Origin of the sequence: Streptomyces sp. NPDC002730 (assembly GCF_042888805.1) — a bacterium.
Taxonomy (GTDB): domain Bacteria; phylum Actinomycetota; class Actinomycetes; order Streptomycetales; family Streptomycetaceae; genus Streptomyces.
On the sequence record NZ_JBIAQG010000008.1, the window covers coordinates 128,007 to 154,208 of the forward strand.

The 26,202-nt window shown below is 68.7% G+C and carries 23 protein-coding genes and 1 pseudogene; 10 read left to right on the plus strand and 14 right to left on the minus strand.

All coding sequences use genetic code 11. The features are described from left to right. Positions 1 to 92: 92 nt before the first annotated feature. From ACFYXH_RS21320 to ACFYXH_RS21335, 4 genes are all read right to left on the minus strand, one after another. Positions 93 to 974, minus strand: coding sequence for an oxygenase MpaB family protein (locus tag ACFYXH_RS21320; protein WP_389565092.1), 882 nt, complete (start codon positions 972 to 974; stop codon positions 93 to 95). Between the two features lie 284 nt (positions 975 to 1,258). Continuing rightward, positions 1,259 to 2,329 carry a PP2C family protein-serine/threonine phosphatase gene (locus tag ACFYXH_RS21325; RefSeq protein ID WP_389565095.1) on the minus strand — a complete coding sequence of 357 codons (1,071 nt, stop codon included), beginning with the start codon at positions 2,327 to 2,329 and terminating at the stop codon, positions 1,259 to 1,261. A gap of 487 nt (positions 2,330 to 2,816) precedes the next feature. Continuing rightward, entirely contained in the window at positions 2,817 to 3,959 is a 1,143-nt protein-coding gene (locus ACFYXH_RS21330; protein WP_389565098.1) for a DUF1266 domain-containing protein, read from the minus strand. Beyond that, positions 3,956 to 5,110 carry a DUF1266 domain-containing protein gene (locus ACFYXH_RS21335; RefSeq protein WP_389565101.1) on the minus strand — a complete coding sequence of 385 codons (1,155 nt, stop codon included), beginning with the start codon at positions 5,108 to 5,110 and terminating at the stop codon, positions 3,956 to 3,958. The genes ACFYXH_RS21330 and ACFYXH_RS21335 overlap by 4 nt, the downstream gene beginning before the upstream one ends. A gap of 436 nt (positions 5,111 to 5,546) precedes the next feature. Between ACFYXH_RS21335 and ACFYXH_RS21340 the strand changes: the two genes are divergently transcribed. Beyond that, positions 5,547 to 6,542, plus strand: coding sequence for a glycosyltransferase family 2 protein (locus tag ACFYXH_RS21340; RefSeq protein ID WP_389565103.1), 996 nt, complete (start codon positions 5,547 to 5,549; stop codon positions 6,540 to 6,542). Positions 6,543 to 6,888: 346 nt separating this feature from the next. Here the strand turns inward: ACFYXH_RS21340 and ACFYXH_RS21345 are convergent, their stop codons facing one another. Further along, positions 6,889 to 8,319, minus strand: coding sequence for a DUF6056 family protein (locus tag ACFYXH_RS21345; protein WP_389565106.1), 1,431 nt, complete (start codon positions 8,317 to 8,319; stop codon positions 6,889 to 6,891). Positions 8,320 to 8,445: 126 nt separating this feature from the next. Between ACFYXH_RS21345 and ACFYXH_RS21350 the strand changes: the two genes are divergently transcribed. Continuing rightward, the gene (locus tag ACFYXH_RS21350) at positions 8,446 to 8,964 is read left to right on the plus strand and encodes an SDR family NAD(P)-dependent oxidoreductase (protein ID WP_389565791.1); all 519 of its coding nucleotides are present in this window, start codon (positions 8,446 to 8,448) and stop codon (positions 8,962 to 8,964) included. Positions 8,965 to 9,337: 373 nt separating this feature from the next. Here the strand turns inward: ACFYXH_RS21350 and ACFYXH_RS21355 are convergent, their stop codons facing one another. The 3 genes and pseudogenes from ACFYXH_RS21355 to ACFYXH_RS21365 form a co-directional block, all read right to left on the minus strand. After that, positions 9,338 to 9,934, minus strand: coding sequence for an ATP-binding protein (locus ACFYXH_RS21355; RefSeq protein ID WP_389565109.1), 597 nt, complete (start codon positions 9,932 to 9,934; stop codon positions 9,338 to 9,340). A 284-nt stretch (positions 9,935 to 10,218) separates the two neighbouring features. Then, positions 10,219 to 10,431 (minus strand): annotated as a pseudogene (locus ACFYXH_RS21360) (IS5/IS1182 family transposase); the annotation flags it as partial. A 46-nt stretch (positions 10,432 to 10,477) separates the two neighbouring features. Further along, positions 10,478 to 11,176: a TIGR03086 family metal-binding protein gene (locus ACFYXH_RS21365; protein ID WP_389565111.1), complete on the minus strand. Its 699-nt coding sequence runs from the start codon at positions 11,174 to 11,176 to the stop codon at positions 10,478 to 10,480. Positions 11,177 to 11,228: 52 nt separating this feature from the next. Here ACFYXH_RS21365 and ACFYXH_RS21370 point away from each other — a divergent pair, with 52 nt between their 5' ends. Further along, positions 11,229 to 11,759: a MarR family winged helix-turn-helix transcriptional regulator gene (locus ACFYXH_RS21370; RefSeq protein WP_389565114.1), complete on the plus strand. Its 531-nt coding sequence runs from the start codon at positions 11,229 to 11,231 to the stop codon at positions 11,757 to 11,759. A gap of 152 nt (positions 11,760 to 11,911) precedes the next feature. Then, positions 11,912 to 12,505 carry a hypothetical protein gene (locus ACFYXH_RS21375; protein WP_389565116.1) on the plus strand — a complete coding sequence of 198 codons (594 nt, stop codon included), beginning with the start codon at positions 11,912 to 11,914 and terminating at the stop codon, positions 12,503 to 12,505. 233 nt (positions 12,506 to 12,738) lie between these two features. Here the strand turns inward: ACFYXH_RS21375 and ACFYXH_RS21380 are convergent, their stop codons facing one another. Next, positions 12,739 to 13,440 (minus strand): NAD(P)-dependent oxidoreductase, encoded by a 702-nt coding sequence (locus tag ACFYXH_RS21380; RefSeq protein ID WP_389565119.1) that lies wholly within the window; start codon positions 13,438 to 13,440, stop codon positions 12,739 to 12,741. Between the two features lie 89 nt (positions 13,441 to 13,529). On the opposite strand from ACFYXH_RS21380, the gene ACFYXH_RS21385 reads away from it, so the two are divergent. Further along, entirely contained in the window at positions 13,530 to 14,255 is a 726-nt protein-coding gene (locus ACFYXH_RS21385) for a TetR/AcrR family transcriptional regulator (RefSeq protein WP_389565122.1), read from the plus strand. A gap of 269 nt (positions 14,256 to 14,524) precedes the next feature. Here ACFYXH_RS21385 and ACFYXH_RS21390 read toward each other — a convergent pair whose 3' ends face one another. Next, positions 14,525 to 14,884: a hypothetical protein gene (locus ACFYXH_RS21390; protein WP_389565125.1), complete on the minus strand. Its 360-nt coding sequence runs from the start codon at positions 14,882 to 14,884 to the stop codon at positions 14,525 to 14,527. 483 nt (positions 14,885 to 15,367) lie between these two features. Between ACFYXH_RS21390 and ACFYXH_RS21395 the strand changes: the two genes are divergently transcribed. The 5 genes from ACFYXH_RS21395 to ACFYXH_RS21415 all read left to right on the plus strand — a co-directional run bounded on the left by ACFYXH_RS21395 (position 15,368) and on the right by ACFYXH_RS21415 (position 19,088). After that, positions 15,368 to 15,814 carry a hypothetical protein gene (locus ACFYXH_RS21395; RefSeq protein WP_389565128.1) on the plus strand — a complete coding sequence of 149 codons (447 nt, stop codon included), beginning with the start codon at positions 15,368 to 15,370 and terminating at the stop codon, positions 15,812 to 15,814. Then, positions 15,811 to 16,557 carry a hypothetical protein gene (locus tag ACFYXH_RS21400; protein WP_389565131.1) on the plus strand — a complete coding sequence of 249 codons (747 nt, stop codon included), beginning with the start codon at positions 15,811 to 15,813 and terminating at the stop codon, positions 16,555 to 16,557. The genes ACFYXH_RS21395 and ACFYXH_RS21400 overlap by 4 nt, the downstream gene beginning before the upstream one ends. Before the next feature lie 88 nt (positions 16,558 to 16,645). Continuing rightward, entirely contained in the window at positions 16,646 to 17,479 is an 834-nt protein-coding gene (locus ACFYXH_RS21405; protein WP_389565134.1) for a transporter substrate-binding domain-containing protein, read from the plus strand. A 101-nt stretch (positions 17,480 to 17,580) separates the two neighbouring features. Beyond that, complete coding sequence (locus tag ACFYXH_RS21410) at positions 17,581 to 18,378, plus strand: DUF5984 family protein (RefSeq protein WP_389565137.1); 798 nt, start codon at positions 17,581 to 17,583, stop codon at positions 18,376 to 18,378. 182 nt (positions 18,379 to 18,560) lie between these two features. Further along, positions 18,561 to 19,088: a GNAT family N-acetyltransferase gene (locus ACFYXH_RS21415; RefSeq protein WP_389565141.1), complete on the plus strand. Its 528-nt coding sequence runs from the start codon at positions 18,561 to 18,563 to the stop codon at positions 19,086 to 19,088. A gap of 288 nt (positions 19,089 to 19,376) precedes the next feature. On the opposite strand, the gene ACFYXH_RS21420 is transcribed toward ACFYXH_RS21415, so the two are convergent. From ACFYXH_RS21420 to ACFYXH_RS21435, 4 genes are all read right to left on the minus strand, one after another. After that, complete coding sequence (locus tag ACFYXH_RS21420; RefSeq protein WP_389565144.1) at positions 19,377 to 20,789, minus strand: FAD-binding oxidoreductase; 1,413 nt, start codon at positions 20,787 to 20,789, stop codon at positions 19,377 to 19,379. A 68-nt stretch (positions 20,790 to 20,857) separates the two neighbouring features. Further along, on the minus strand, positions 20,858 to 24,067 hold the full coding sequence (locus ACFYXH_RS21425; protein WP_389565147.1) for a tetratricopeptide repeat protein: 3,210 nt from the start codon (positions 24,065 to 24,067) through the stop codon (positions 20,858 to 20,860). 351 nt (positions 24,068 to 24,418) lie between these two features. After that, positions 24,419 to 25,936 carry a glutamate synthase subunit beta gene (locus tag ACFYXH_RS21430; protein WP_389565150.1) on the minus strand — a complete coding sequence of 506 codons (1,518 nt, stop codon included), beginning with the start codon at positions 25,934 to 25,936 and terminating at the stop codon, positions 24,419 to 24,421. A 16-nt stretch (positions 25,937 to 25,952) separates the two neighbouring features. Continuing rightward, positions 25,953 to 26,111, minus strand: a complete 159-nt coding sequence (locus ACFYXH_RS21435) for a hypothetical protein (RefSeq protein WP_389565152.1) — start codon at positions 26,109 to 26,111, stop codon at positions 25,953 to 25,955. Positions 26,112 to 26,202 lie beyond the last annotated feature (91 nt).

Consider the following 26,202-nt stretch of genomic DNA (forward strand, 5'->3'; position numbering starts at 1 on the left):
CGGGGCTGAAGGCTCCCGCCGGCTGCGAGGTCGAGGTCATGCGGTAGTCGACAGGGGGTGTTGGCAGGGCGAGCGGACGCAGTGTCCGCTGATCAGGTCGTGTGCGTGACGGGCCGGGAAGGCTTCATGGCCCATCGGATCGTCGTGATCAGCGCATGTCCACCCAGTCGTACGCAGGTTTCCTCGATCCCCGGCAGATAAGGCAGCCTCAGCGGCTTGCGGGCCCACAGCGGAAGTGTGGACACCGCGTTGGCGGTGAGGACGGCGTACGGGACTCGGGCGATCCAGGGCAGGGGCGGGTGGAGGAGTATGAAGCGCGCTGCCTCGCGGGCCTCTTGGGTCGCGCGCAGTTCCGGGCGGTAGGCAGCGAGCCGGTCGGCCAGCTCGCCCTGGTCCCGTGGAGGGTCGGTCACACCGAGCGCGGCTGCGACGCGTGCAGTGTCGGCGACGTATTCGTCGCACCCGGTGGCATCCAGGGGATGCGCGCCGTAGCGCTGGTGGGCCTGAAGGAAGCTGTCTACCTCGGCGATGTGCACCCAGGCGAGCAGATGCGGGTCGGCGGCGTGGTAAGTCTCCCCGGTGGGGGTGGTCCCTTTCACGCGGTCGTGCACCGCTCGGACGCGGTCGACCGCTTGCTGGGCGTCGTCGGCGGTGCCGTAGGTCGTCACGGCGAGGAATGTGCTGGTGCGCTGCAGCCGCCCCCACGGGTCACCCTGGTAGCCGGAGTGAGCTGCCACCGCGGCCATGGCCAGCGGGTGCAAGGACTGCAGCAACAGGGCTCTCAGTCCGCCGATGAACATCGAGGCGTCGCCGTGGACGGTACGGATTGGCCTGTCCGGACCGAACCAGCGAGGTCCCGGTGTGTCATGAATGCGGGCACGATTGTCCGGGCCCGCGGGGCCTGCGACGCGGGTGAAGAGGCTGCTGGCAAGTCGCTCCCGCAGGTCGAAGGCCCCGGGCACTGACACGTTCACCCAACAAGTATCCGCCTGGACACGAGCGCGATGGCCGGGCGCCGACGAGTGCGCCTTGAAGATCGCCGACTGGTCCTGGTCCAGCTGGCCAGCCCTGACATCGGCTGATTCGAGGACCACGCGGGAGACGTTGATCGGACCCGTGGTCGTCGAGGTGGTGCAGCACTGCCGCGTGTAGCCGGCCCCACACACCGGCCCGTGACCACATCATGAACCGACGGTGGACCGTCGACTTCCCCGAGCCATGAACAATCCAACGAGCGGTCACCGCATGGGAGGCAGCCCTATTTGTCCAATTCCACGTCGAGCCGGTCAACGAGGACCATCGCCACATCGTCCGCCAGGTGGCCCTGGGTGTGGCGGACCAATCCCTGGTGCAGTTGTTCCAGGAACTCGGGCGGGGTGCGGTCGTTCAGCGCTTCCATGGCCTCGGGCAGAGCGAAGAAGTTGTTCTCGCTGTTGCGGGCTTCTGTCACGCCGTCGGTGTACAGCAGCAGGCGGTCGCCGCATGCGAACGGATGGCTCTCCGCCTTGGCCGGAGGGCCGGTGATGAACTCTTCCAGACCAAGGGGCGGCAGTGGTGAAGCGGGCATCACGGCCCGAACCTTGCCCTCACTCAGCACCAGGGGAGGCAGATGGCCACGGTTGACGAACTCCACTACGGGCCCGTCCGGCACCTGAGCCACGAGCGCGGTGACGAACGATTCCGACTGATCTTCATCAGCGTCCTGATCGATCCCGCGCGGCATGGCGCGCTCCCGTCGCAGCGCAGCCGCACAGTGATTGATGACCTCCACAAGGTCATCTTCATAGTGCACGGCCTCCCGGAAGGCGCCCAGCACGGCTGCGGCCGAGCGCACAGCAGGAAGCCCCTTGCCGCGGACGTCTCCGACGATCATCCGGACCCCGTACCGGGTCTGCACAACCTCGTACAGATCACCGCCGATCTGCGCCCCCGTCTCCGCCGCGATATACATGCTCGCCGCCCGCACTGGGCCGAGTCGGTCGGGTACGGGCCGCAGCAGCACCCGTTGGGCCGCCACGGCAATCCGGCGAATCTGGTTGAGCTCGTTCTGCCTGTGAGTGTGCACCGCGCTACTGGTCGTGACACTGGCCGCGGAGACCAGGAAGAGAGCCAGAAAGTTGGTGTAGACCTGCTGGCTACCCCACGCCTGGTTGTAGGTGGCGGTGGTAACACTGATGGCCAAAGCGAAAGCCGCTGCCGCGAAGGTGCCTTTGGGGCCCATCGCTACCGCGGCCAACGCCGGAGTCGCGGTGAGGAGGGGACCGGTGTACAGAAAGTGCGCAGGTGAGAGCTCGATAACCACCACCAGCACTGCGATCGCGAAGGGCACACACTCCGCCAGTGTGTAGAGGGCCCGGCTATGGCCGCCCGCCCCTGGTCGGGGAGAGGGGCGGAAGAGCAACCGCATGGATACAGCGTGCCTCGTCGCAGCTCCATGCTCCACTCGGCGGCGCCCATAGCACCCGCCAACTCACGTGCCGACTCGCTGTGGCGTCGTAGTGCCCGCGGTGACCTGGGCTGGTCGCGCCGCGCGATCCCGCCGCTGCACAACCATCCGATGGAACCGCACGCCGCCGCCGCGGAGTGGCAGGACGGGCGGCTGACCGTCGATTCCAGCCAGGGGCCGACCAAGGTCCGCGAACTCCTGGCCGGGCTGTTCGCTGCCGGAAACAGGCGGCGGTGCCCGGGCGCGTCATGTATGCGTCGCCGCACAGCCGCACCAGCCACCGCGTTGTGGCGCTCGCACCCTGTCGTGATGCGCGAGCACGCCCGCCGGCCGGTGGCTGTGCCCGCATGGAACGAGCCGAGCGGGGTGGTCAGTTCCAGCGGATGTTCCGCCAGGGGCTGCCCTCGTTCTCCATCAGGATCCGGTGGGACGACAGCGCGTCCTCGTAGTAGGGGCCGTACTCCTCGTCGTCGAAGCGCAGCACCCTGCCCAGCACATAGCCGGCGCAGAAGTCCTGCCACGACCCGTACGCCGCCTTGGCGAGCGCGCCCGCGTGCACGATGGCCTGCTCCGCCTCGTGGGGTGTGCAGAACCGGGCGGCCAGCCCCCAGCGGGCCACGGAGGGCGCCCGTCCGTAGTCGTACGCGGCGGCTGTGGCAACCCTGCCGTCATCGGGCAGCAGTCCGTCGGCCCGGAATCTGGCCTCGTACCGCAAGATGCGGCGCACCAGCTCCTCCATCTCCGTGACGACGGACTGCGGCGCGCCCTGGTCGTGCAGCGTTCCGGCAGCGGTCTCGCGCCACAGGTTCGCGGGCGGGAGCTCGCCCATTCCCCTGCGCAGGTGCTCGCGCACACGTAGCGCGAACTCGGGCTCTGGCGGGCTGTTGGAGTAGTCCAGCAGGGCCGTCATCTGCTTGTGCCAGCTCGCGTTGTCGCTGATCGCCCAGGATTTGCGCAGCATGCACCGCTGGGAGTAGTAGTCGAGATAGACCGTGCCGGCCTCGTTCCAGGGCACGCCGTTGGCCACGGCGAGGTGCGCCCCGCAGGCGAGCCCGAAGGCGAGCGGCCCGAACAGCGGTCCGGTGTGCAGGGCATTCAGCCGGTTCTGCGTCGTGCGGTCGTTCTCCGCGTGGTAGCGGCGCCACAGGGCGCGGTCCTGCGGCGAGGCCGGCAGACTCACGGCGGCGGGCGTTCCCGGGTTGACCGCGAGCCACACTGTGGGATCCGGCCATTGATAGTCGGCGATCCAGTCCAGATCCACCTCATGGAAGATCCAGTCCGGGTGCCATGGCGGCAGCATGCCTCGGGTGAGCAGAAGCTTGCAGGGTGACCCGGTCACCGGGTGTGCGACCGGCCGCCAGCGGACGATGCCCGGCTCGGCGTCGACTTCGGCCCGGTGCTGCCCGATGTACAGCTCCTCCGCCGCCAGCACCTTCAGCTGCGCATCCACGTCGCCGCGCAGGCCGGCCTCGTACAGCAGACGCTCGACCTGTGTCGGTGGTGTCCAGTTCATGACCACGGCAGGATCCGGTAGGGAGTCTGGGGGGCCTGGGTCAGAATGCGGTGCTGGACCACCGACTCCTGGTAGGTCCGCCCGAACTCCTCGTTGTCGAAGGCGAGTACACGAGCGAGCGAGTACGCGGCGGAGAACGCCTCCCACGAGGCATAGGTCTCCCGGCTCAGCCTGCCGGCCTTGAGGACGGCCTCTTCCGCTTCCCCGGGATCGGTCAGGCGAGCTCCGAGGCCCATCCGTACGAAAATGATGATTCGCCCGTAGTCGAAGGCGTTCAGTGAGTCGACGCGTTCATCTGCGCCGAGTACCCCGTCGGCGCGGAACTGCTCCTCGTAGCGGGCGATCCGCCCCGCGGTCCGCCGGACCTCCTCGACGGTTTCCTCGTCGGCCCTGCGCAGGACCGCGGACCGGATTACGGCATCCAGCCACTCTCCCCCGGAGGGCGTTCTGCCCAGGCGTTCGGCCAGCCCGGCACGCGCGCTCAGGGCGATGGCCTCCTCCCAGCCGGAGAGCTGGGCCCCGTACAGGGCGGCGAGCGTGCGGAGATACTGGCCGCGGTTCGTCACCTTCCAGGTGTTGCGCAGTGTGCCGACGTCCCTGCGGTAGTCGAAGTACGTCGTGCCGAGTTCGTTCCACGCGATGCTGTTGTGCACCGACAGATGCGCACCGCAGGCCAGACCGTGGGCCAAGGCGCCCTGCAGCGGGCCGCCCGCGTGCGTGACCAGCAGCCCGCGGGGTGGGCCGCCGTTCTCGGAGGTCGCCTTCAGCCATGCCTGACGGTGGGACCGCTTGGCCTCGAGGCTGACGGCACACGGCGTACCCGTGTTGACCGAGAGCCGCCATTTGTCGTTCGGCCAGATCTGGGCGAGCTCCGCAAGAGTGGTGGACCAGTGCACCCACTCCGGATGCCAGGGCGGCAGCATGCCCGCCGTGTGGACCGAGATGCTCCACTTGCCGGTCTGGAGGTCCTTGGCCGGAACGAACGGGACGGTGGAGCCGGGGGTGTCCGCGTAGAGCCGACCGACCGGCAGGAAGAGCGTGGCGCGGGCGAGCACACCCAGTTCCGCCTCGACGGCGCCCGCCGCCCTTGCTTCGTACAGCAGTTGCTCGGTCTCTGTCGGCGGGACCCACCCCGTTGTCCTCGTTGTCACGGGCTCGATCTTATGAACTGCCCCCACGCTGCCGGGTCAGGGGGTCACTGCACGTATTCGTCCGGCTCCTGCTTTCCCGCTCGGCTGACCGGTCAAAGCGCGGTGGTGGCGCGAGTCAGGGACCGCAGGATGAGCCACCGGTCGACACCACAGATCCTCGCCGTCACACGATCGGGGCGGCAGAGCGAATCGTCCGCACTCCGGCAGGACAAAGGTCACCGCGGGCCGCACAACCCGCTCAAGGGGAAACCTGGGCCCAGACGCGACGGTTTGGGCAAGCTCCCCGACGAAGTCCAGCGAGTCATCCCGCTGTTCCACCATGACTTCGGTGCCCTGTGAATCCGGGAGGCAACCTCTACGGCCCGCCGACCATCCTCCATACGCGACGACTTGCAGAGTTACGCAGCCGGCCCACACCTCAGCACCATGGAGAGAGATGACAACGGTTCATACTTCGGTCGTCGTACCCTGCTTCAACGAGAGTGAAGTGATCGACGCCTTTCACACGGCGCTGGTCGCCGCTCTCGAGTCGACTGGTACCGCCTTCGAGATCTGTTACGTCGACGACGGCAGCAGCGACCACACCCGTATCCACCTCCGGGACCTTGCGACAGCGGACCCCCGCGTGCGCTACACCTCCTTCAGCCGTAACTTCGGCAAGGAGTCGGCGATGCTCGCCGGGCTGAGGATGTCCGACGGTGAAGTGGTCGTCCTCATGGACGCCGATCTGCAGCACCCTCCGGAGCTTGTGCCCCGCATGCTGGAGCTGCATCGGCACGGCTTCGACCAAGTCGTCGCCCGGCGCGACCGTGTCGGAGAAGGCGCGGTTCGCAGGACGCTCAGCCGCGCGTACTACGGTCTGGTGCGCCGCTTCATGGAGGTCGAAGTCGTCGACGGGGCAGGCGACTTCCGGCTGCTCTCGCGCCGTGCTGTCGACGCCGTCCTCTCTCTCCCGGAGAGCAACCGCTTCTCCAAGGGGCTCTTCTCCTGGATCGGCTTCGACACCGTCAGCTTCACCTACCAGAATGTGGAGCGGGCGGCCGGGCAGTCCAAGTGGGGCGGCCGGCGCCTGCTCAACTACGGCATCGACGGGCTGCTCTCCTTCAACAGCCGCCCACTGCGCATGGCGATACACACCGGACTCTGGCTCTTCCTGTCCGCCCTCGGCTATGCGCTGTGGATCATCGCGAACGTCCTGCTCGACGGGGTGGACACGCCCGGTTACGCGACCCTGATCACTGCCATCGTCGCACTCAGCGGCATACAGCTCGCCACGCTCGGTGTCATCGGCGAGTACGTGGGACGTATCTACCACGAGGCGAAGCGGCGGCCGCACTACGTAGTCCGGGAGACAAACGTCTCCCACGCGGCGGCCACCTCCGCATCCGAGCTCAGGGACGCTTTGTCGAGTAACGGTGTCACCCGCAATTGAGTTCGGGGCGTGCCGGCATGGTGGTTCGTCGTTCGGCGGGTGGTCAGCAGGCGATGGCCGCAGCTCGGCGTTGGTGTGCTCGACGCAGATCCGGGCTGATGACTGCCGGCGCCGCGCTTCGCGCCAGGCGTGCTTGTCGGTAGGAGAAGGGCGCGATGGCCTTCCAGCTGTCCTCCGTGGCCAATGCCGGCCCCGATGGTTTCAAGGGCTGCGTAGGCCGCCGGGAACCAAGGCTCGTCCTTGCGGAGCCGCGCGGTCTCGCGCCGGGTCTCCCCGGTGATCGCGATGCCGACGGCCCTGGTCAACGGCATGCCACTTCGGACGCCACAACACAGCCACCCCACGATCAATCGTGGGTGCGACCGTAAGTGACCTTGTCCAGGTGGTAGTAGTCGGCGACACACTGCGCCGGCCAGATCCTGCGGCCCTGGTTGCTGAACGGCTCCAGCATCCTGGCGACCGAAACGGGTGTGTACGGCGCAACCTTGGCACCGTCCGCCGCCTGCTCGCGCAGATTCCGGTCCTGACGGTCCCACTTCGTGGCCCGTACCTCCATCGCGTCCCCGAGTCCGTTCAGCGGGCCGACCAGTCCCAGCACGGCCGTGGCGCAAACCGCTGCGGCCGCCGCGGTCGCCACCCCCGTGCGGCGCCCACGCAGCCGAAGTGAGCGCCCGATGAAGGCACCGACGCCGACCAGCAGCATGACGTAGAGCAGGAGGTAGTCGTTCCAAGTGCGTTCCGTCGTCACCACGTCTGCTCCGAAGACGGGGTAGGTGATGACGGTGCACAGGTAGCCGGAGACCAGGAAAGCGGCCGCGCCGAGAGTGGTGAGCAGCAGCGGGCGGCAGGGGAGCAGGACGGCGGGCCGCCGAGCCTGGCCGCGTGCCAGCAGACCGAGGAGTACGCCGGCCGCGACAGCTCCGGCGTACTGCCAGGTGGTGAGGATCGTCTCGAGGATCTGCGCATATCCCCGCAGGGAGCCCAGCAGCGACTCGGGGGCGAACATGGATGCACGGTCGGCGCCGTAGTGCTCGCGGCGATTGCGCGAACCAGGAGATGTCACCAGCACGACCGTGCCGATGGCGATGCCGGCCATCCCGAGCAGCGACCAGCGGCGTGCGAAGGCCTTTACCCGCACGGCGAAGACGCGGTGCGCGAACAGCACCACACATGACAGCACCACCAGGGCGACGACCGACGCCTCTTCGGAGAGCGTGCCCATGAAGACGCCTGCCGTGAACACGATGGTCAGGGCGGCAATACGGCTGCGGCGGCCACCTGCGCGCAGCAGCGGGATGGCGACAGCGCAGGCGAGCACCGGTGCGACTGTGTGCGAGACGGAGGCCGCGGGCCAGTAGAACGTCTTGTACGTATTGGGGGTTGCGAAGAGGAACACCGCGGTGATCATGGACGTCACGAGCAGCGGGAGACCGCGCGGCACCTCCAGATCGGCCCTGCGCAGGAGTTGAACGGTCAGCGCCCACAGCAGCGCCAGCATGAGCACGCCGCTGATCAGCCCGAACCACTGGTGCCCGGCGACGGGGAACTGCGCGTACAGCCCGACCAGCAGGCCGTTGCCGACCCGTCCGTTGTCGGTGAAATAGAACTTCCCGATCAGCCCGGAGATGCCGTGGTCACGCACGCTCGGCAGGAAGCACCACTCGTCCGCGCTCGGGCGCACGTGCCTGCCGATCCACGACGCCACGACGAGCAGACCGAGCGGCAGCAGCGACAGAGCCAGAGGCCAGGCGGTCCGCCATGACGACGAGTCTTGCACGCCGTTCCATCGCTCATCACCGGACTCCTGGTCATGCTCTCGTGCGACGCTCGATGCGTCGACCGCCATATCAACACTGCCTTTCGGGAAAGTACTGGTGCGTCACCCTAGAGGTGAATCTTGGGTGTGCCGTTCCATCTTCGGCGCGGCAGGATTGACGAGTCGCTGCCCGTGCCGACCATCTGGCGGCCGCCTGGCAGGGGGCGTAGGGCGTCAGCCGGACCCGCCAACTTCGGCACGCTGGGCGTGGTCCGGGCCTTCGCGCCCGTCCTGGCCGTCAACGGCGGCGGAGCGATCCTCAACGTCCGGTCGGCGACGTCGTGGCTGTCCTACGACGCGGCCAATGCCTACAGCGCGGCGAAGTCGGCCGAGTGGAGCTTCACCAAGGGCATTCGCCTCGAACTGGCCGGTCAGGGAACCACAGTGACAGGCCTGCACCTGGCCAGCCCCGACACCGACATGATGGCCGGCTGGGATGTGGAGAAGAACGACCCCGCCGACGTTGTGCGCACCGCACCTGACGGCCTTGAGGCCGGCAGGGTCGAGATCCTCGCCGACGAAGGCAGCGCCCGGATTCATCAGCATGATCGTCTGCACCGAGCTGTTTCACGCTTCCAGTGGCTTCGACTTTTCTCTACCGCGTGACGCTGCGCGACCGCACCCGGCGGGCGGCAGTCCGGTGGAGCCGCTCGGAGCGCGTGAGGGGCCAGCCCTGGCAGGTCAGGTGCCGCTACGCCTCGCAGATCCGATACTCACTGGTAAGTACCCGATGGGCAGCTCGATCGAGGTCGTCCAGGTCGGCGCGTGCTTGCTTCAGCACGTCCCGCAGCTGGGCCCGTTCGAACGCGACCGTGGCTCCCTCGGGTTCGCGCTCGTCGGCGTTGGAAGTCTGTCTGTGCTGGTCAGGGGCGCCTGTTTTTGAGTGTGATCCGCGCGCATCAGCACGGCGCCGGGGCCCGCAACAGAAGGGCCCCGGCAGGCGAGCCCACCTGGCCGCCGACAGCCGGTACCGGACGGGTCAGCCGTGATGCACAGCCCTGCGGTCACCTGGGCCTCGCCGTTGAAAGTGCATCACCGGGCATGCGTCGGCCAGACATGCCGCGAGGTCCGCGGTGTCCGCGGAGTCGGCGGCGGGGAAGAGCGCCCGGACTTCCTTGCCGCGCGCGGGCACCCTGCGTACCTGCAACGCGCCGCCTGCCTCGCGGGCGAGGCTGTCGACGATCATCAGGCCCCGTCCGCATTCCTGTCCGGAATCGGCCGTGGGCAGGGGCTGCGGCAGAAAGGGGTGTTCGTCGTGCACCGCCAGCGCCAGCGTCGTCCCGGTTCTGGTGAGCATCACCGTGGTTCTGGCCGAGTGCGGGATGGCGTGCCGTGCGGCATTGCCGACCAGCTCGGAGATCACTAGCGCGGCCGTGTTCAGCCCGTCCTCGTGGAGCCCCCAGCCCCGCAGGACGCAGGTCGCCCTCTTCCGGGCGACGGGGACCTCGGCGGGTACCGCTGGCACGGTGAAGGTGTAAACGGAAACGGCGTTGCCCGGCCCGCGACGAGAGGCCGCGACACGGTGTGCGATGGTGCCGCGCCGCGCCGTGGACGGATTCAAGACGGTGGTTCGCATGGCGATTTCCCGGTGGATTTGCTCGGCAGGGTTTCCTGCGGCTGTTCAACCGCGCCCTCGGGCGTGCTCTGACCAGCGGCGCGCCACGCTGCGTCGACCGCTGCACACGATCGGCTCCACGAAGTGCCCCGACCGTTGTTCGACATTGCCGAACCCTAATCGCGTTCCGCCTACGGGACAAGGGTCAGTTCGACGTATATGCGGCAGCCCGCGCCTCGCGCGACGGAGGCGGAGACGGCGTCACCGCCGCCCTGAACCGCCGCGCCACCTCACCGTCACCGCAGGCGGTGGCCGATCTGGTCGCGGGGCTGCGGGGTGACAGCGAGGCTGCCGCGGCGGCGGAGATGCCCGCGGACCGCACGGGACGAATACATGAAGACTTCGAAGACCGGCGCGTCACCGACCTGGCCTGCGGTGACGAAGAGGGCGAGAGGCCGCGTTTTGCCGTCACTGGCCAGATGCACCTTGGTGCTCAGCCCTCCACGAGAGCGTCCGAGCGCGTGATCGGACGGGGGCGGTCGGCGCGGTGCGTCCGCAAGGACCTCAGCAAGTGGTGCCGGGGGCAGCCGCGCCGCACTCCGGGCCGGCGTGGTTGTCGCGGAAGAGGGGGGTGCGCCAGTCCGGCGAGCGGCCGAGAGCCGCCAGGATCTTCTCCAGTGTGCCCGTGTCGTCGTCCGCGGCCAGCCCCGGCCGGAAGGCGCTGCCTGGGGCGAGCCGGGAGTCGCCGTCCGGGACGGCGCGGGCTATCGGCAGTGCGGCCTGCAGGAGTTCGGAGCCGGGTGCGTACGTGATGCCCAGGGTGCGGGCGACGTCCCAGCTGTGCACCACGTAGTCGATGAGGTGGAAGCCAATCGCGCGGGCGGCGGGGAAGGTCTGAGCTTGGGTGAATTCGGGGAGGGCGAACTCGTGGTCGGGGCTCTCCAGGGTCGTGAACGCGGCGATGACGTTCTGGGCTGCGTCGCCGTATTGCGTGACGGGATCCTCGCCGAGCGGGCGGACCGACCAGTGCGACAGGTCCTGCCCGTGCCCGAGCGCCGCCGCCGCGAATCCGTGGTGCTGGGCCGTCATGTGGGCGAGCAGATCGGTCAGTGTCCACGCCGAGCAGGGGGTTGGCCTGAGGAGATCGCCGGGGGTCATCCGGCGTATCAGGTTCACGCTGTCCCGGACCGCCTGGGCGTTGAGGCGCCGGAGGCGTGCGAAGTCCGCGTGCGATGCGGGCGCATCCGCATGATTCATAGGCATGTGCTTACGATCTGTGTGAGCACATGAATTGTCAACGGGTATTTTCTTGACCATGGCCGACAACGCAGCCGACAGTGGCACCACATCCGGGGGGCGGCCGACCCGTCCCGATCTGGCGGCGATGATCGTGCCCCTGGGCCGTGCGCTCATGGCAGCCGAGCAGCCGATCCTCGACGCGCACGGTCTGACGATGTGGGCATACTCGGTACTGCTGCACCTCGACGAGTCACCGATCCGCACTCAAGCGGCGCTGGCCGAGGCCATCCGGGCGGACAAGACCCGCATCATCGCCGTCCTCGACGACCTGGAGGCACGGGAGCTGATCCGCCGTCAGCCGGATCCCAAGGACCGACGGGTACGTCTGCTGTCGCTCACCGCCGCGGGCCAACGGCTGCGGGATGCGGTACAGGCTGCGATCCAGCAAGGCGAGGAGCAACTGCTCACCCAGCTGCCGGCCGCCGACCGTGCCGGCTTCCTGAAGGGGCTGCAGGCCCTGTCCGCGCTGCCGGAACTGACGTCGCGGAAGCCTGGACGGGGCTCGCTGCAATCCTCGGCTGGACCCGGCGCCGACCATCCCACTTGAGGTGGAAAAGCTCATGTGCTCGGACTGGCTGGGAATGTGCGGCGTCAAGGACTGCCGGCCGCGGTGCTGCTTCTTCACCAGTGACGCGGTCCATTGTCGGAGGGGGATGGCATCGTGGGTTCCGCTGACTGATCAAGGGGGACTGAAGGGCGATGGGTGACTTCTTCGAGCGGATCGTCGATGTCGAGGTGACGGCCGAGGAGGCCGGGGTGCTCGCGGAGCGGATGGTCGACTGGATGGTTGCCGAAAGCCTACTCACGCGCGAGATGTCCAGTGACGCGATGTACAGCCTGAACGTGGACGAGGGCTACGTGCCGGGCCCCAACTGGAAGCGGACTGCGGAAGATTGGGGTTCGGACTGGATACCGGGCCCGGTGGCCGTCATCGTCGGGCGGGATGACCACATCGGGGGGCAGGGGGAAAGCGAGCCGGAATCCGCCACGTGCCCACGCTGCCGGACGAAGACCGTGATCATCAACTATCCGGAGGAGTGGGAGGCGGACGAGGAGGCCTGGCAGCCTTTCCAGGACGGCATCGACGCATGGCGGGAAACGGGGGAGGGGAGGGCCGTCTGTTCCTCCTGCAGTGTGCCCGTCCCGGTCACCGAGTGGGAGTGGCCGACCGGCTTCGCCCTCGGGGCGCTCGCCTTCGACTTCTGGGGGTGGCCGCCGCTCACCGACAGCTTTTTCGCGGAGTTCCGTGAGCAGTTGGGGCACCGCACTGAAGAGCACATGGGCAAGTTCTGATACACGCCGTCGGTGCCTGTGGCTGTGTCTGTTTCGTCAGGTTCTGGCTCAACTCCTTCGGGACGTTGCACGAAAACAGGCCCGACCTGTCGGGGGAGGCTGACAGCCAGGTATCTGCCGGAGCGGCGCCACTTCCGGGGCTGCCAGGCAGTCAGGTCCAGGGGAGGGCCGAGCCCACCACGATGAGCGTGGCTATGGCGCCGGCCCGCCGCTGATGTCCCGTCGGCGACCGTTCAGTAGCCGATCGTGAAGCGGCGCTGGACGAAGCGGGGCAGTTCCGCCTCGTCGACAAGCGCGACGGCGGCGTCCTCCATGGAGATGCTGCTGCGCCCGTCGGCGTCGAGGACCGGCTGGTCGCCGCCGATCCGGAACCGGCCCGTGCGCTCGCCGGGAGCGATGTTCTCCGCGGGGCTGAAGTAGGTCCATAGCCGGTTGGACATGCGCAGGACATTCAGGGCATCCCGATGACCGCGTACTGCGGCGGCGTACTCTCTCGGAAGTCCGAGCAGATCGAGGCTCTCGTGCAGGTGCTCGTCGGAGTCCGCCCGTACTGATCCGGGTTCGACCTCCAGGCTGCCGGCGCCGCCGATAACTATCAGCCGGGTCCGGGGGTGGCTCTCCAACGCCTTCAACAGCGCCTGCGCGGCGGTGGCGTAGACCGTGGGATCGGCGATCGAACGCTCCACGGTATCCGCGATGTTCCTGGCACCGTTGCCGGGCTGGAATCCGCTGATCAGTACGTCCAGGCCGGGGACGACCGCGGCGACACTGCCGGCGTCGAGGACGTCGACGCTCTTCCAGGCGACGTTCTCCCGGTCCTCGCTGATCTGCGTGGCGTCCCGGGTGAACGCTGTGACGTGGTGCCCGCGGCCGAGGGCTTCGGTGACGACGCGACTGCCGATGCTGCCCGTGGCTCCGATGACTCCGATGTGCATGGTTCTCCCTTGCTGTGACGGCGTGCGAAAACTATACGCCGTGAAGTTAAGATACGGCAATCAATCTTGAGACGCTGTAGAGTGGTGCCGTGGAAAGCGCGACTGTGGGAAGCACAAGGGGACGCCGCGAGCGGCTGCGGGCCGAGACGACGGCGGAAATCAAGCAGGTCGCACTCGAGTTGATGGCTTCGGGTGGGCCCGACGCCATCACGCTGCGGGCCATCGCCCGCGAGATGGGCATGACCGCCAACGCCATCTACGGCTACTTCGCCACCCGCGACGACCTGGTCACCACGCTGATCAACGACGTGTACACCTCGCTGGCCGACGCCGTGGACGCCGCCTGGGACACGGCCCCCGCCAAGGACCCGGCCCGCCGGATCCAGGCATGGGCGTCCGCCTTCCGGGACTGGGCCCTGGCCAACCCGGAGGGCTTCCGCCTCATCTACGGCGATCCCGTACCCGGCTACCGAGCCCCAGAGGGCGGCGCCGCACCGGACGCCGCGCACCGGGTCTGCACCGGCCTCACCGCCCTCGCGGCTGCCGCCTGGCCGCACGCCGGACACCTCTACGCGGACAGCGATTTCCAGTGGTCCGACTTCGATGCCGGCCTGCTCGGCAAGGTCCGCCCGGCATTCCCTGACCTCCCCCCAGCCGCCGTGGCACTCGCCCTGCGCATGTGGGGCCACCTGCACGGCCTGGTGTCACTGGAGGTCTACGGCCATCTGCATACCCAGACAATCAGCCCGGACAAGCTCTTCCGAGAGGAACTGGCCCAGCTCGTCCGCTCGTTGGGTATCGTGCCGAAGGGCTGACGGCCCTTCCCAACAGGCGAACCTGTGACTGTGGACCGAGCCTCCGCGACACCAGTGGTGGCTCGACCTCGCCCGCATGTTCTTCTACATGGCTGTGCGCCACGACGCCGGCGGCGGGTTCGCAGACCTCGAGCCCAACGACAGCCTGTACACGGCTCCCTGGCCACATTCTGTGCAACCTCCGCAAGATGGGCGGCAAGAGCCCGCGCCAAAGCCGGAAGTACCCGCAGCTGCTGAGCCACCGACAACGCCGAGGAGAAGTGCGAAACCTAAACGCCCTGGACAGGGGACAGGTTCTCCTCCGCGCCCGCGCTCGTGGCAGCGGTACTCCTGTCCGTGCGGGTCGCCGAGCGGCAGGCGGCAGCCGCGCGCGTGCGCAGAGCGGCCCTGCGCGCGGTAGCCTCCCGCCCGCGCAGTGCATATCTGCCGCATCCGCGCCACTGCGAAGGTGACACGCGTGCTCGCTGCCCGCTGTGGGCGATCATCGCGTTGACCGATGTCAGCGGGTCCGAGCCCATAGCCTTGGCCAGCAGCATGCCGGCCGCCAGTGGCAGCAGGACAACGGCCAGCGCCGTGCCGGTGTTGGTGACGTGCTGCATGCGGGGGTGGCGCGCTGTGTCAGGAGTCATGGTTCTCATTCGACCAGCAGCGGCGCCGGTGGGAATCGGCCGACGTACTCAGCCCGTCCGGGCTGACGTACTCACACTCGGCCGGACAGTACTGGGTGACAGCAGTCGACTCCCTGGGGGCGCGATGCAGCTCGGTCTACCCCGATGACCGAATCTTGGACGCCGGCGTCCTTGCACACTGCCTCACGTCCGGTCCGCCGGCTCATTGCCACGGCAGAGCCCAGTTACGAAGTTTGCGGACCAGACCGGCACGGCCAAGCTGTCGAGCCGCGCCCACCGCTCCTCACGTGACCCGTTCCGGCCGCATCAGCACACACTCGGACTCGCAGCTGACAGCATCGGAGAAATACCGTCAGAAGAGTCCATCCGGCATGCGGCACATTCGCTTTCCGTAGCCTCGAAAGCCAGCTGAACGAGGCCAAAACGCGCTGCGTGAGGCGTACGAGTGCGGCCTGTGCGAGTGCTGCCGAGGATGGGAAAGCCATGTCTGATCTGCTGGCAGCTGCAGCCGCCGTTACCCCGTTCGTGACCGCAGCAGCGGGCACCTTCGCCGGCACGCTGGCCCAGTCGGTACAGAACCGACTCGCGGACAGTGCCGTGGAGCGCGGCCGCGCCCTTCTCGGCGGACTACTGCGCAGGCAGGCCGACGCCTCGGCGGGGAGCCCGGAGGAAGCAGCTGCCGTCGAAGCCGTCGCCAACCTGACAGCAGGCGACCGGCTGGTACTGGAGACGGCGATCGGTCGGTGGCTGGCGGAGGGTTCGCTGACGGGCGAAGCCCTGCTCACTCACGTACGACGGGCCATGGAGTCGAACCGGCCCGGTGACACCATCACGGTGACGTCCCACGGTGAAAACTCACCGGCTATCGGCCGGATCACGCACGCTGACTTCCACTTCGGCCGTCGCCCGGACGGTGGAGCCGCTTGGTGACTCCCCACCGCTCCACCGACACCTATCACGTGAACTCAACAGGCTCTGGATCGCTGACGATCGGCAAGGTCGGCAGGGTGGTCCTCACCCTCTTCACAGGTGATGTCAGCGAGGTCTCCGGCAGAGCCAAGCGCTGGAGCGGCTGGAACTGGCCACCCTTCTTTCTGGTACTGGCACTGGGCGCCACAGCGCTGATCGCGGGGCCGGCCGGACCGGCTCGTCAGTTCTCCTGGGTGTACGCCGCCATCGGTACGGCCGTGGTGCTGTCCTTCTGCCGGGTCGTGGGCGTGGTGGGCAACAGCCGCTCGCCCGTACCGCGTGCGCTCGTGCAAGGCTTCGCCCTGCTGCTCGCGGTCCTGGGGCTCGTGGGAATGGATCATCTCGCCGAGCACGGCGAGATCGACGTCACCGGACGCACGCACCTTTCCCCCTCGGGTCCGATGACGCACACGTCCGCCGCGCGGATCGTCGTCGACGGCTCCGTGAAACGTTCCTGGCTGCGCCTGACGATGGCGGTCGAGGACGCCGATCCGCTGCAGCAGTCCTGCACGCCCGAGAGTGAACTCACGCTGCAACTCATCGGGGGGAGCAAGACAGGCCGGGTCGAGGGGGTGCGCGCGGGGACGCCCGTCGACCTCCCACTCGGCGGCTCACGCACCGAGGTTCGCGTTCAGGTCACCCTGTCCGCCGAAGAGGGCTGCCTGCTAGCTGTTTCCGTCGCCAGTGCGGCGTTCCACGACTGAGGGGGAGACCATGTCTCGCACACCGCGCCCACGGCCGGCCGGCCAACCGCCACGACGGCCGTCGGCCTGCGTCGCGGCCGCGCTTGCCGTGGCGGTCACCGCTGCCCTTACGGCCTGCGGCCCGCCGTCGGGCGAGCCACACTTCCTCGGTGCCGAGAGGGTCACCGTTGCCACGCACAACGATCTGCCGGGGATCTCCTATTCCGAGAACTATGACCGTTCGGGCATGGACTATCTGCTCTTCGAGCGCGTGAAGGAGGAATTGGGGGTCCCGTTCAGCCAGCCGGTCGACGTTTCGTCGGGGGACCGAATCGCTCAACTGGAGGACGGCACGGCGGACATGGTGATCGCCTCGTTCTCCATCACGCCGGAACGGATGCGCAAGGTTGATTTCGTCGGTCCCTATTTCAAGACTCGCCAGGGATTTCTCGTGGGCTCAAACGGCTGGGACATCACGGCACTTGAGGATCTGCGAGGCAAGCGGGTCTGCACCTGGGACGGCACCACGTCGCAGGAGGCGCTGACCAACCTCAAGGGGATGGGCGTGGTCGTGCAGGTCCTCGACGACGCCTCCGACTGCATTGAGGCTCTGGTGGACGGTCAGGTCGCCGCCGTCTCGACCGACCAGGCAATCCTTTACGGATTTGCCCAGCAGCACGCTGCGGACAACCTGCGCGTGCTCCCCGGGCTCACCATCGGCGCGCCTCAGCTCTACGGAATCGGGCTGCCCAAGGGGCATCGTGCAGACTGCCGGAGACTGGCCACCTGGCTGAAGAGGTTCGTGGGCACCAGCGAGTGGATCGGGGACATCGTGACGTCCCTGCCCGGGTTGCCCATCGCGGACCCCGGCTGGATCAGCACCCACAAGCCGAGCGGCCCCTCGATCGACGCCCGCTCCTGCCGCGACAAGCCGAGTCCTTGAGGGGGCTCGACCGTCCCCACTCCGCCTTCGGACACGCCCTTGGCGCACCCTTGCTGATGCTGTCGAGTTACCTCGGGTGAGCGAACTGGGACACTGGACCGGTGATCCATACTGCGCCCGCGATTCGCTTCCGCTTCGGACTGACTCCGCTGGAGTTGGTCAGGCCGTGGGGCGGGGAGCGTCCCGAACTTCACTGGTTCGCGCTGACCGACGGCTGGTACTGCATCGACCTGGGCGGCCATGAAGTGCTGCGTTACTCGGAGCGCACTGTCCAGGAACTGCGGAACGACAGTGACGCCGAGCCACCCAACCCTTATGTGGACTACTACGTCGTCCGACTGTGGGAAGACGTGATCGCGCTCGTGTCGGAGGCGATGCAACCGGTGCCACAGGATTTGGTGGACGTCGCGGCTGACATCTCGCCGGACTGGGCCTGGCTGGACACGCCGGAGGCTGAGGCGGCGTTGACCTGGCACAGCGCGGGCTACTTGTACGCCAGCTATCTGCGCATCGCCCCGCACGTACGTTGCTGGCGCACCATCGTCGGCGAGGACGACGCCGTGACCGTCACTTGGGAGCACCGGGCGGACCCTGAAGGCGTGATCGAGTTCGTCGGCCCGCAGACGGGTCGGGTGACCATGCCGACGAGCGAGTTCCTCGCCGCGGTGACCGAACTCGACCGGGCGCTGTTCGCCGCGATGGACCAGCGCATCAGCGAGCTGGAGGATGCAGGCCCTCCGCCCGGTGTCCAACTGGACATGGAGCAGTTGCGCCATGAGCACAGGGACCGGGCGACCTGGCTGCAGCGTGCGCGGGACCGTGACCCGGGCACTGACTGGGACGTCGTACGGGTCGGTGCGCGCATGCTCCTTGCCCCGAGGGCAGCGGAGGAGGACTAAGAGTACACAGATGTCACTCCGATGAGTGACAAGCAGTGCGCGAAGCGTAATCGATATGGCGTGAACATCCCTTGAATCGGCTGGGGAGTGGAAAAAGACTGCTCCTGTGCCAAGGCGGACATGCCCCCAGAAGGGGCTCCGCGGCACACCAATCACGTTCGCCTATGTGAGGAGAGCGCCGCATGCCCGACGCCGGCCCTCGAGGCCCCGCACACCCGATCACGCTGACCGACGGCACCACCACCCGGACCCGGGAGGTGACACCCGCCGACCTCGGGCCCATCCAGGCCCTGCACCGCCGTTGCTCGCCGGGTAGCCGAGCCTTGCGTTACCACGCGGGTAAACCTGAGATGTCTGCGGCCGGATGGCGGCTGCTGTCCGACCCGGAGCGCGGCACCACCTTGGTCACCACCACCGCCCAGCGCACGGACCGCATCATCGCCATGACCAACGTCATGCGCACCGATCAGCAAGGGGTCGGCGAACTCGCCGTGCTGATCGAGGACGAATGGCAGTCCAAGGGGCTCGGCACCGCATTGGCCGCACACGCGGCCGACGTGGCCCGCCGGGCCGGACACCACACCCTGACCGCGACTGTCTCCGCGGTCAACAAGCCGATGCTCCACGTCCTGGAGAGTCTGGACGCGCCACCAGCCCGCGCCGGCGGTGCCGTCCTCGATATCCACATCCCCATCGCGAGGTACCCCTGAGAGGAGCACGTGACCACTGGGGCGTAGGTCCAGGTGCTTCCAGCACGGGATCCAGGAATCAGCACGCGGGTCACACGCACGGCGTCCGTCCTGTATGCGAGCGGACTGCGACCACCAGCCCCAAAGTTGGACCCTTGCGGTGCCGCGCTGCGGCGGCATCGCAAGGGCCGGCGGCACCACGCTCGCACCGCAACCGCTGGCCGCACGGCCCAGCCCGCGCCGACTGTCGGGCAGGAGGAACCGACACAGTGGTCCCGGTACCGCCCACGCGGTCTGGAGTGCACCAGGTCAGCTCGCTGAGGACGGGCGGATGTTCTGATTGAGCCGGAACAGGTTCGTGGGGTCGTACTCATCCTTCACCTGCACGAGCCGGTCGTGCACCGCGCCCGGATACGAGGCGCGCACCTTGTCCTCTGCCGCGTCACCGGTGAAGTTGACGTACATGGCACCGTCGCCGTGGCGCGCGATCTCCTCCCGTGCCGCGCGTGCCCACGCGGCGTGCCCGTCGAAGCCTGCCGGCTTGTCGGAGCGCGCGATCACGTTGCACAGGACGCCTGCGTCGCGTTGGCTGAACGCGGTCGCGTCCGCGGGGATGCGACCGTACGCGCCACCGAGATGGTGCAGGTGCAGCTCGCTGGAGGGCGTCGGCGTGGTGAGGTGCAGGCGCATCAGCGCATCGATCGCCGTGTCGGATGGCTCGATGAATGCCGAGGTGAAGTAGTTGTACGCGCCGGGCGTCCACAGCGGGTCCAGCAGCGACTGCATTCCGACGTAGGGCATGGGCCCCATGAGGTCGGCGATCGGGGTACCGAGCATGCGCAACGGACGGACCGCTGCCTCACCGGCCTCGATGGCACCGGCGTACATGCCGGCGACGACCACGACCCGGGTGCCGTGCACCGCCTCCGGCAGGAACGGCAGCGGGGGCGCTGTGGTCAGGTTGACCAGTGTCGTCAGTTCGTCGGGCATCTCGGCGGTCAGGTCGCGCCACCGGGTGAGGACTTGGCGTGCCTCGGTGAGGGGGTAGAAGATCAGGCCTGCGAGGACCTGCGGGCCGACCGGGTGCAGCCGGTACTCGAGCGATGTGGCCACACCGAAGTTGCCGCCGCCGCCCCGGAGCGCCCAGAACAGGTCGGGGTTCTCCTCCGCACTGGCGTGCACGAGCCGGCCGTCCGCGGTGACGACATCGGCTGCCACCAGATTGTCGGAGGCCAGGCCGTAGCGGCGGACAAGCCAGCCCACCCCACCACCCAGGGTGAAACCGGAGATACCGGTCGTCGAGACCAGGCCGCCGGTCATGGCAAGGCCGAACGCCTGGGTCTCGTGGTCGAATTCGCCCCATGTCAGCCCGGGCTGTGCGACGACCCGGCGTCCCACGGGGTCGACACGCGCCCCCTTCATGGCGGACAGGTCGATGACGATCCCGTCGTCGCAGGTCGAGAACCCGGCGATGCTGTGTGCGCCGCCCCGCACCGCGACAGGCAGGTCCTGGCTGCGCGCGAACTCGACCGCCCGGATCACATCGGCGGTCCCGGCGCAGCGCACTATCAGGGCCGGCCGCCGATCGTGCGCGGCGTTCCAAATCGACCGGGCCTCGTCGTACGACGCGTCGCCCGGCCTTACTACCGTCCCACGCAGAGCCGCTTCCAGCTCACCGATGGTGGCGTCCCCCAGGACACCCCTTGCTGTCTCGATCGACATCGTCGGCCTCCTTGGTGTGGTCTTCGCTCCGACATCAAGGACCGTAGGAGGTGCCGCTTAGCACCGGGTTAGCGTCGGCTTTGCGCCCGTGTCCCGGCGCGACGCAGGTGAGCCAGGCCCCTCATGTCGCCCACTCGCGTGAAGAGGCCCAGCGCACGGGCGGTGAAAGCGTCCGCGCCGGTACGGTCGCCCGCTTCCTCCGCCAGCCGGGACAGCATGGCCGCCACCCACCCGGCGGCGCACGTCGAACCGGCCACGTGTTCCAGGTCCAGGGCGCGGGTGAGCAGATCCCGCGCCGTGGCGGCGTCGCCCGCAGCCCGGGCGACGAGCCCGAGGTGGAGCAGGCTGTTCGTCGTCCCCGGGATGTCGTCGGTCTCCTCGAAACCCGCGAGGGCCCGGCCGATCGCCGCCCGTGCGCCGTCGACGTCGCCGACGGCCATGGCCAGCAGGCCGAGGTTGCCGAGTGTGATCCCGACCTCGCGGCGGTCGCCGAGCCGGCGTCTGATCCGGAGGCTGGCGTCGAGGTACTGCCGCGCTGCGTCGTACTCCCGATGGGTGCGGCAGATGTTTCCGAGGGTGTTGAGGGCCAGCGACTCCCCGTGGGGGTCGCCGAGCACGCGGAAGCAGTCCACGCTCTGTTCGGCCGCTGTTCTGGCCTCCTGCGCATCGCCGTTCAGCCGGGTGGCCCACGCGAGATTGGACAACGCGTACCCGCGAGCCTGTGCCGCGCCCACCAGCCGCCCGACCATCACGGTCTCCTCGAAGAACACCGACATCCTGCGCTCGGCGTCCTCCTCCGCCATGTACCCGGGTGTCATGACGGGGAAGAACGGCCGGGTCCCGTTGGCGAGGCCGGCGAGCAGACGCAGACTCTCGGCGAAGGCCTCGCGGGCCGCTCTCCCGTCATCCCGGCAGACGGCCCAGATTCCCCGCTGGTGCGCGGCGGCCGCGAGAACGGACGACTCGCCGCCGGCGAGCGCACATGCCTCGTCGAGTGCCGTCCGTGCCTCGTCCCAGGTGCCGCGCATCCACAACAGGACCGCCTGCTGGTAGCAGGCGTACGCCAGTGCCGCCGGGTCTCCTTGCGCCCGGTGGATCGCCACGATCTCCGCACCGATCGACGCAAGCCGGGAGCCGTCACCGAGTCGTACCGCGAGCACGCCCTGACCGGTGAGCGCCCGCGCCCGTAGCGGGGTCGGCGCCCGCGCGGCGGCGAGGGCGTCGTCCAGCCAGCGCCGCCCCTCGGCGAAGTAGCCTCGCTCGGACCAGAACAGCCGCAACGCGACCGCCAGCCGTAGCGCGGTGTCCGGGTCACTCTCAAGGGCCGATCTCAGTGCGGCGCGGAGGTTGTCGTGGTCGACTTCGAGCTGGAGCGACGTCTCGCCGGAGATCCGGGTCGTCAGCTCGGGGTCATGCGATTCGGCGAGTGCGAGATAGAAGCCGCGATGGCGGCTCTCGGTCTCCAGCAGTTCCCCGGTCTCGCGCAGCCGCTCCCGCGCGTACTGCCGGATCGCTTCCAGCAGTCGATACTGCGCCTCGTCGCCGTGGCGTTCCACCAGGACGAGCGACTTGTCGACGAGTCGGCCGAGCAGATCCAGCACGGATGCGGGGTCGATGTCCTTGGTGCACACCTCCTCCACCGCGGCCAGGGAGAAGCCGCCGGCGAAGACCGCGAGCCGACGAAAGAGCAGTCGCTCCTCGGGGTCGAGCAGCTGGTGACTCCACTGCAGGGTGGCGAGCAGCGTCTGCTGCCGAGTCACCGTATGCCTGCTGCCCTGCCCGAGGAGGCTGAGCGCGTCGTCGAGCCGCTCGGCGATCTGTCGCGGTGTCAGCATGCGTACCCGCGCGGCCGCGAGTTCCAAGGCCAGGGGCATCCCGTCGAGCCGGAAGCAAATCTGCGCGATGGCGGCCGCATTGTCCGCGTCCAGTTGGAAACGCGGGACGGCCTCCGTGGCCCGCTCCACGAACAGCCGCACGGATGAGACACGGCCGAGCTCGGCCGGCGGTGGCAGCCGACGCACGTCCGGCAGCCCGAGTGAAGGCACCCTCCATGTGCGTTCGCCGTAGGCCTGCAGCGGCTCGCGGCTGGTGGCCAGCACAACGACTCCCCGACAGTGGGCCAGAACGTCCGCGACCAGGGCGGCGCAAGAGTCGACCAGGTGCTCACAGTTGTCGAGCACGAGCAGCAGCTCCCGCCCGGCGAGCTGCGTGACCAGCGCCGCTTGCGTCCTGTTGCTCGGCGAGAGCTGGATGTCGAGCACCGCGGCGACCGCGTCCGGAACGGACCTGGGGTCTGTGAGCGCGGCGAGGTCGACAAACCACACACCATCGCGGACAGCCTCGACGTGGTGGGCTGCGACGGCCACGGCGAGTCGCGTCTTGCCGCAACCGCCAGGGCCGGTCAGGGTCAGCAGCCGGCTTCGCGCGAGGAGTTCCTCCACTTCGACGATCTCGCGTTCCCGGCCGATGAAGCTGGTCATCTGCGCCGGCAGGTTGTGACGATGGACGGGACGGCGACCGGCCGGCTCCTCGACCGAACCGACCAGCAGAGTGCGGTAGAACTCGCGGGTCTGCGGGTCCGGGTCGGATCCGGCGTCACCACGGAGCGCGTCGCGCAGCTGCTCGTACACCGCCAGCGACTCCCGCCGTCGCCCCGCAGCTGCAAGGACCCGCATGAGTGCCCGGTGGCCTGGCTCGTTCAATTCATCGTCGGCGATCAGAGACCGCAGCACCTCGACCGCCTCGGCGGCGCGGCCCTCCCGCTCGAGCGTCTCGGCGAGAGCCAGTCTCAGCCCGGTGCGCCGCACACCTATGGCACTGCGCACCTCCTGCGTCCATGGCTCGAAGGTGTCCTCGGGCAACAGTTCATGCTCGGCCAGGGCAAGCGCGGCGCGGTAATCCGCCGGCCTGCCGCCGGCCGATGCCCGTCGTGTCGCCTCCTCCAGCTCGTCGAGGTCGACTCGGACGCCGCCGTCCGGGCCGAGTACGACCATGTCGTCTCGAAGGACGACGACATCGCCGGGTGTCCCGGCCGTCGCCAACGCGCGCCGGACAGCATGCAACACCTGGTGCAGGTTGTTGGAAGCGGCTTCGGGATCCAGGTCGGGCCACAGCAGGTCGTACAACCGGTCCCGGTGCAGCCTGTGGCCTGGTGCCAAGGCCAGCAGTTTCAGTACGCTCCTGGCCTTGCGCAGCCGCCACGCCCCGGCGGCGACACGGCGGTCTCCGACCGCCACGTCCAAGCCACCGAGCAGACCGATGCGCACCTCGTCGGCCACGTCCGCCCCTATGGCCGGCTACCGAGGGCGGCTGGATCCATCGGCGGTCGGTCCGGTCGGTGACGCGATCCTTCAGTAGCTGCTCCCAGGGCCACTGACCCTGGGCCCTGGCACAGATACAGACCAGGCCCACCGCCAGCTGCACGGCGGCACCGTCGAGGCCGAGCACTGCGGGACTGGTTCCACGTGACCATGCGCATCACCGTCACGACCCAGATGGCCATTTCCCTGCGCTCACCAGCGGGTTCGACAGCCAGGGGCACACAGGAGTTACACCGGTCACTTTACAGCCGAGGGGAGGATGCGCGGCAGGTTCGGGCCGCGCCCGCGGGGGCAGCGGCAGCCCGGGCATCACGCCGCCAGGGGCCGGTCCTTTGCAGTGATGGGGGCCGGGAGCACGGTGGAGCCGGTCAGATAGCGGTCCGTGGCCGCCGCGACGGCACGTCCCTCCGCGATGGCCCACACCACGAGGGACTGGCCGCGTCCCGCGTCGCCCGCGACGAAGATCCCGTCCGTCTTGGTGCGGACGGTCCGCTCGGCCTGCTCCGCCGTCTCGGCCGTCTCGGCCGCGAAGGCGGCGTCCCGCGCGAAGTTTCCGCGCTCGTCCAGCGTGAGCCCGAGCTGCTTCATCAGGCCGGTGCCCCGTTCGGGACCGGAGAAGCCAAGGGCGAGCAGGACCAGCTCCGCCGGGATCACCCGCTCGGTGCCCGACAGCGGCCTTCTGGCCTCGGGTTCCACTTCCGTCAGGCGCAGCGTGTGCACGTGGCCGGCCGGGCCCCCTTCGAAGCGGAGGGTGGCGGAGGAGAAGACCCTCGGATCCGTGCCCTCCCGCCCCCGGGCCTCTTGGTGGGCATGGGAGATCCGGTAGACCTTCGGATACGTGGGCCAGGGGTCGGTGTCCGGCCGGGCATCGCCGGGCTCCGGGTTGATGTCCAGCTGCACCACGGAGGCGGCGCCCTGGCGGAGGGCGGTGCCCAGACAGTCCGAGCCGGTGTCCCCGCCACCGACTATCACCACATGCTTGCCCTCGGCGGTGACGGGGGGCGAGGCGTAGTCGCCTTCCCTGACCCGGTCGGCGAGGGTCAGGTAGTCCACGGCCTGATGGATGCCGTACAGCTCGCGGCCGGGGACGGGGAGCTCCCGGCGCTCCATGGCTCCGACGGCGACGACGATCGCGTCGTAACGCCTCCTGAGCTCGGTGGCGTCGAGATCGCTGCCGACGTCCACTTCCGTGCGGAACTTGGTGCCCTCCGCCCGCATCTGCTCGAGGCGGCGGTCCAGGTGCCGTTTCTCCAGCTTGAAGGCGGGGATGCCGTAGCGCAGCAGTCCGCCGACTCGGTCCGCGCGCTCGTACACCGCGACCGTGTGGCCCGCCCGGGTCAGCTGCTGGGCCGCTGCCAGTCCCGCGGGTCCGGAGCCGATGATGGCGACGGTCTTGCCGCTGAGCCGCTCGGGCGGCTGCGGTGGCGCGTACCCGCGTTCCCAGATCTGGTCGGCGATGGCCTGCTCGACGTTCTTGATCGTCACGGGATCGGCATTGATGGCCAGCACACAGGCGTCCTCACACGGCGCCGGGCACAGGCGCCCGGTGAACTCGGGGAAGTTGTTTGTCGCGTGCAGCCGCTCGGCCGCGGCTCGCCAGTCGCCCTGCGTCGCGTACGCGTTCCACTCGGGGATGAGATTCCCCAGCGGGCAGCCGCTGTGGCAGAACGGTAGGCCGCAGTCCATGCAGCGCCCGGCCTGCTCGGACACGAGCGGAAGCAGCGCCTGGCCCGCGTAGACCTCGTTCCAGTCGCTCAGCCGTTCCTCGACGGGGCGCGGCGGAACGGGCCGACGGGGAATCTTGAGGAAGCCGTGAGGGTCGGTCATGCGCCGCCTCCAGCGTTCACTCGCGGTGCAATACGGCGTTCTGCCAGCGTACGCCTGCTTTGTGCTGCTTTTTCGGTTCGGCGGGCTCAAGCATCTGGCGCTCGAGCATCTTGATCCGGTTGACGTGTCCTTCGACGAAACCCGAGTTCGAGGGCAGGGTCAGGCCCGCGATCACAGTGCCGCGGTCGCCCCACTCTCCGCCACCTCGATGGCCGCAGCGCACAGCACCGGCAAGGTGGCACTCCGCCTGCGCCGAACTCGCGGAG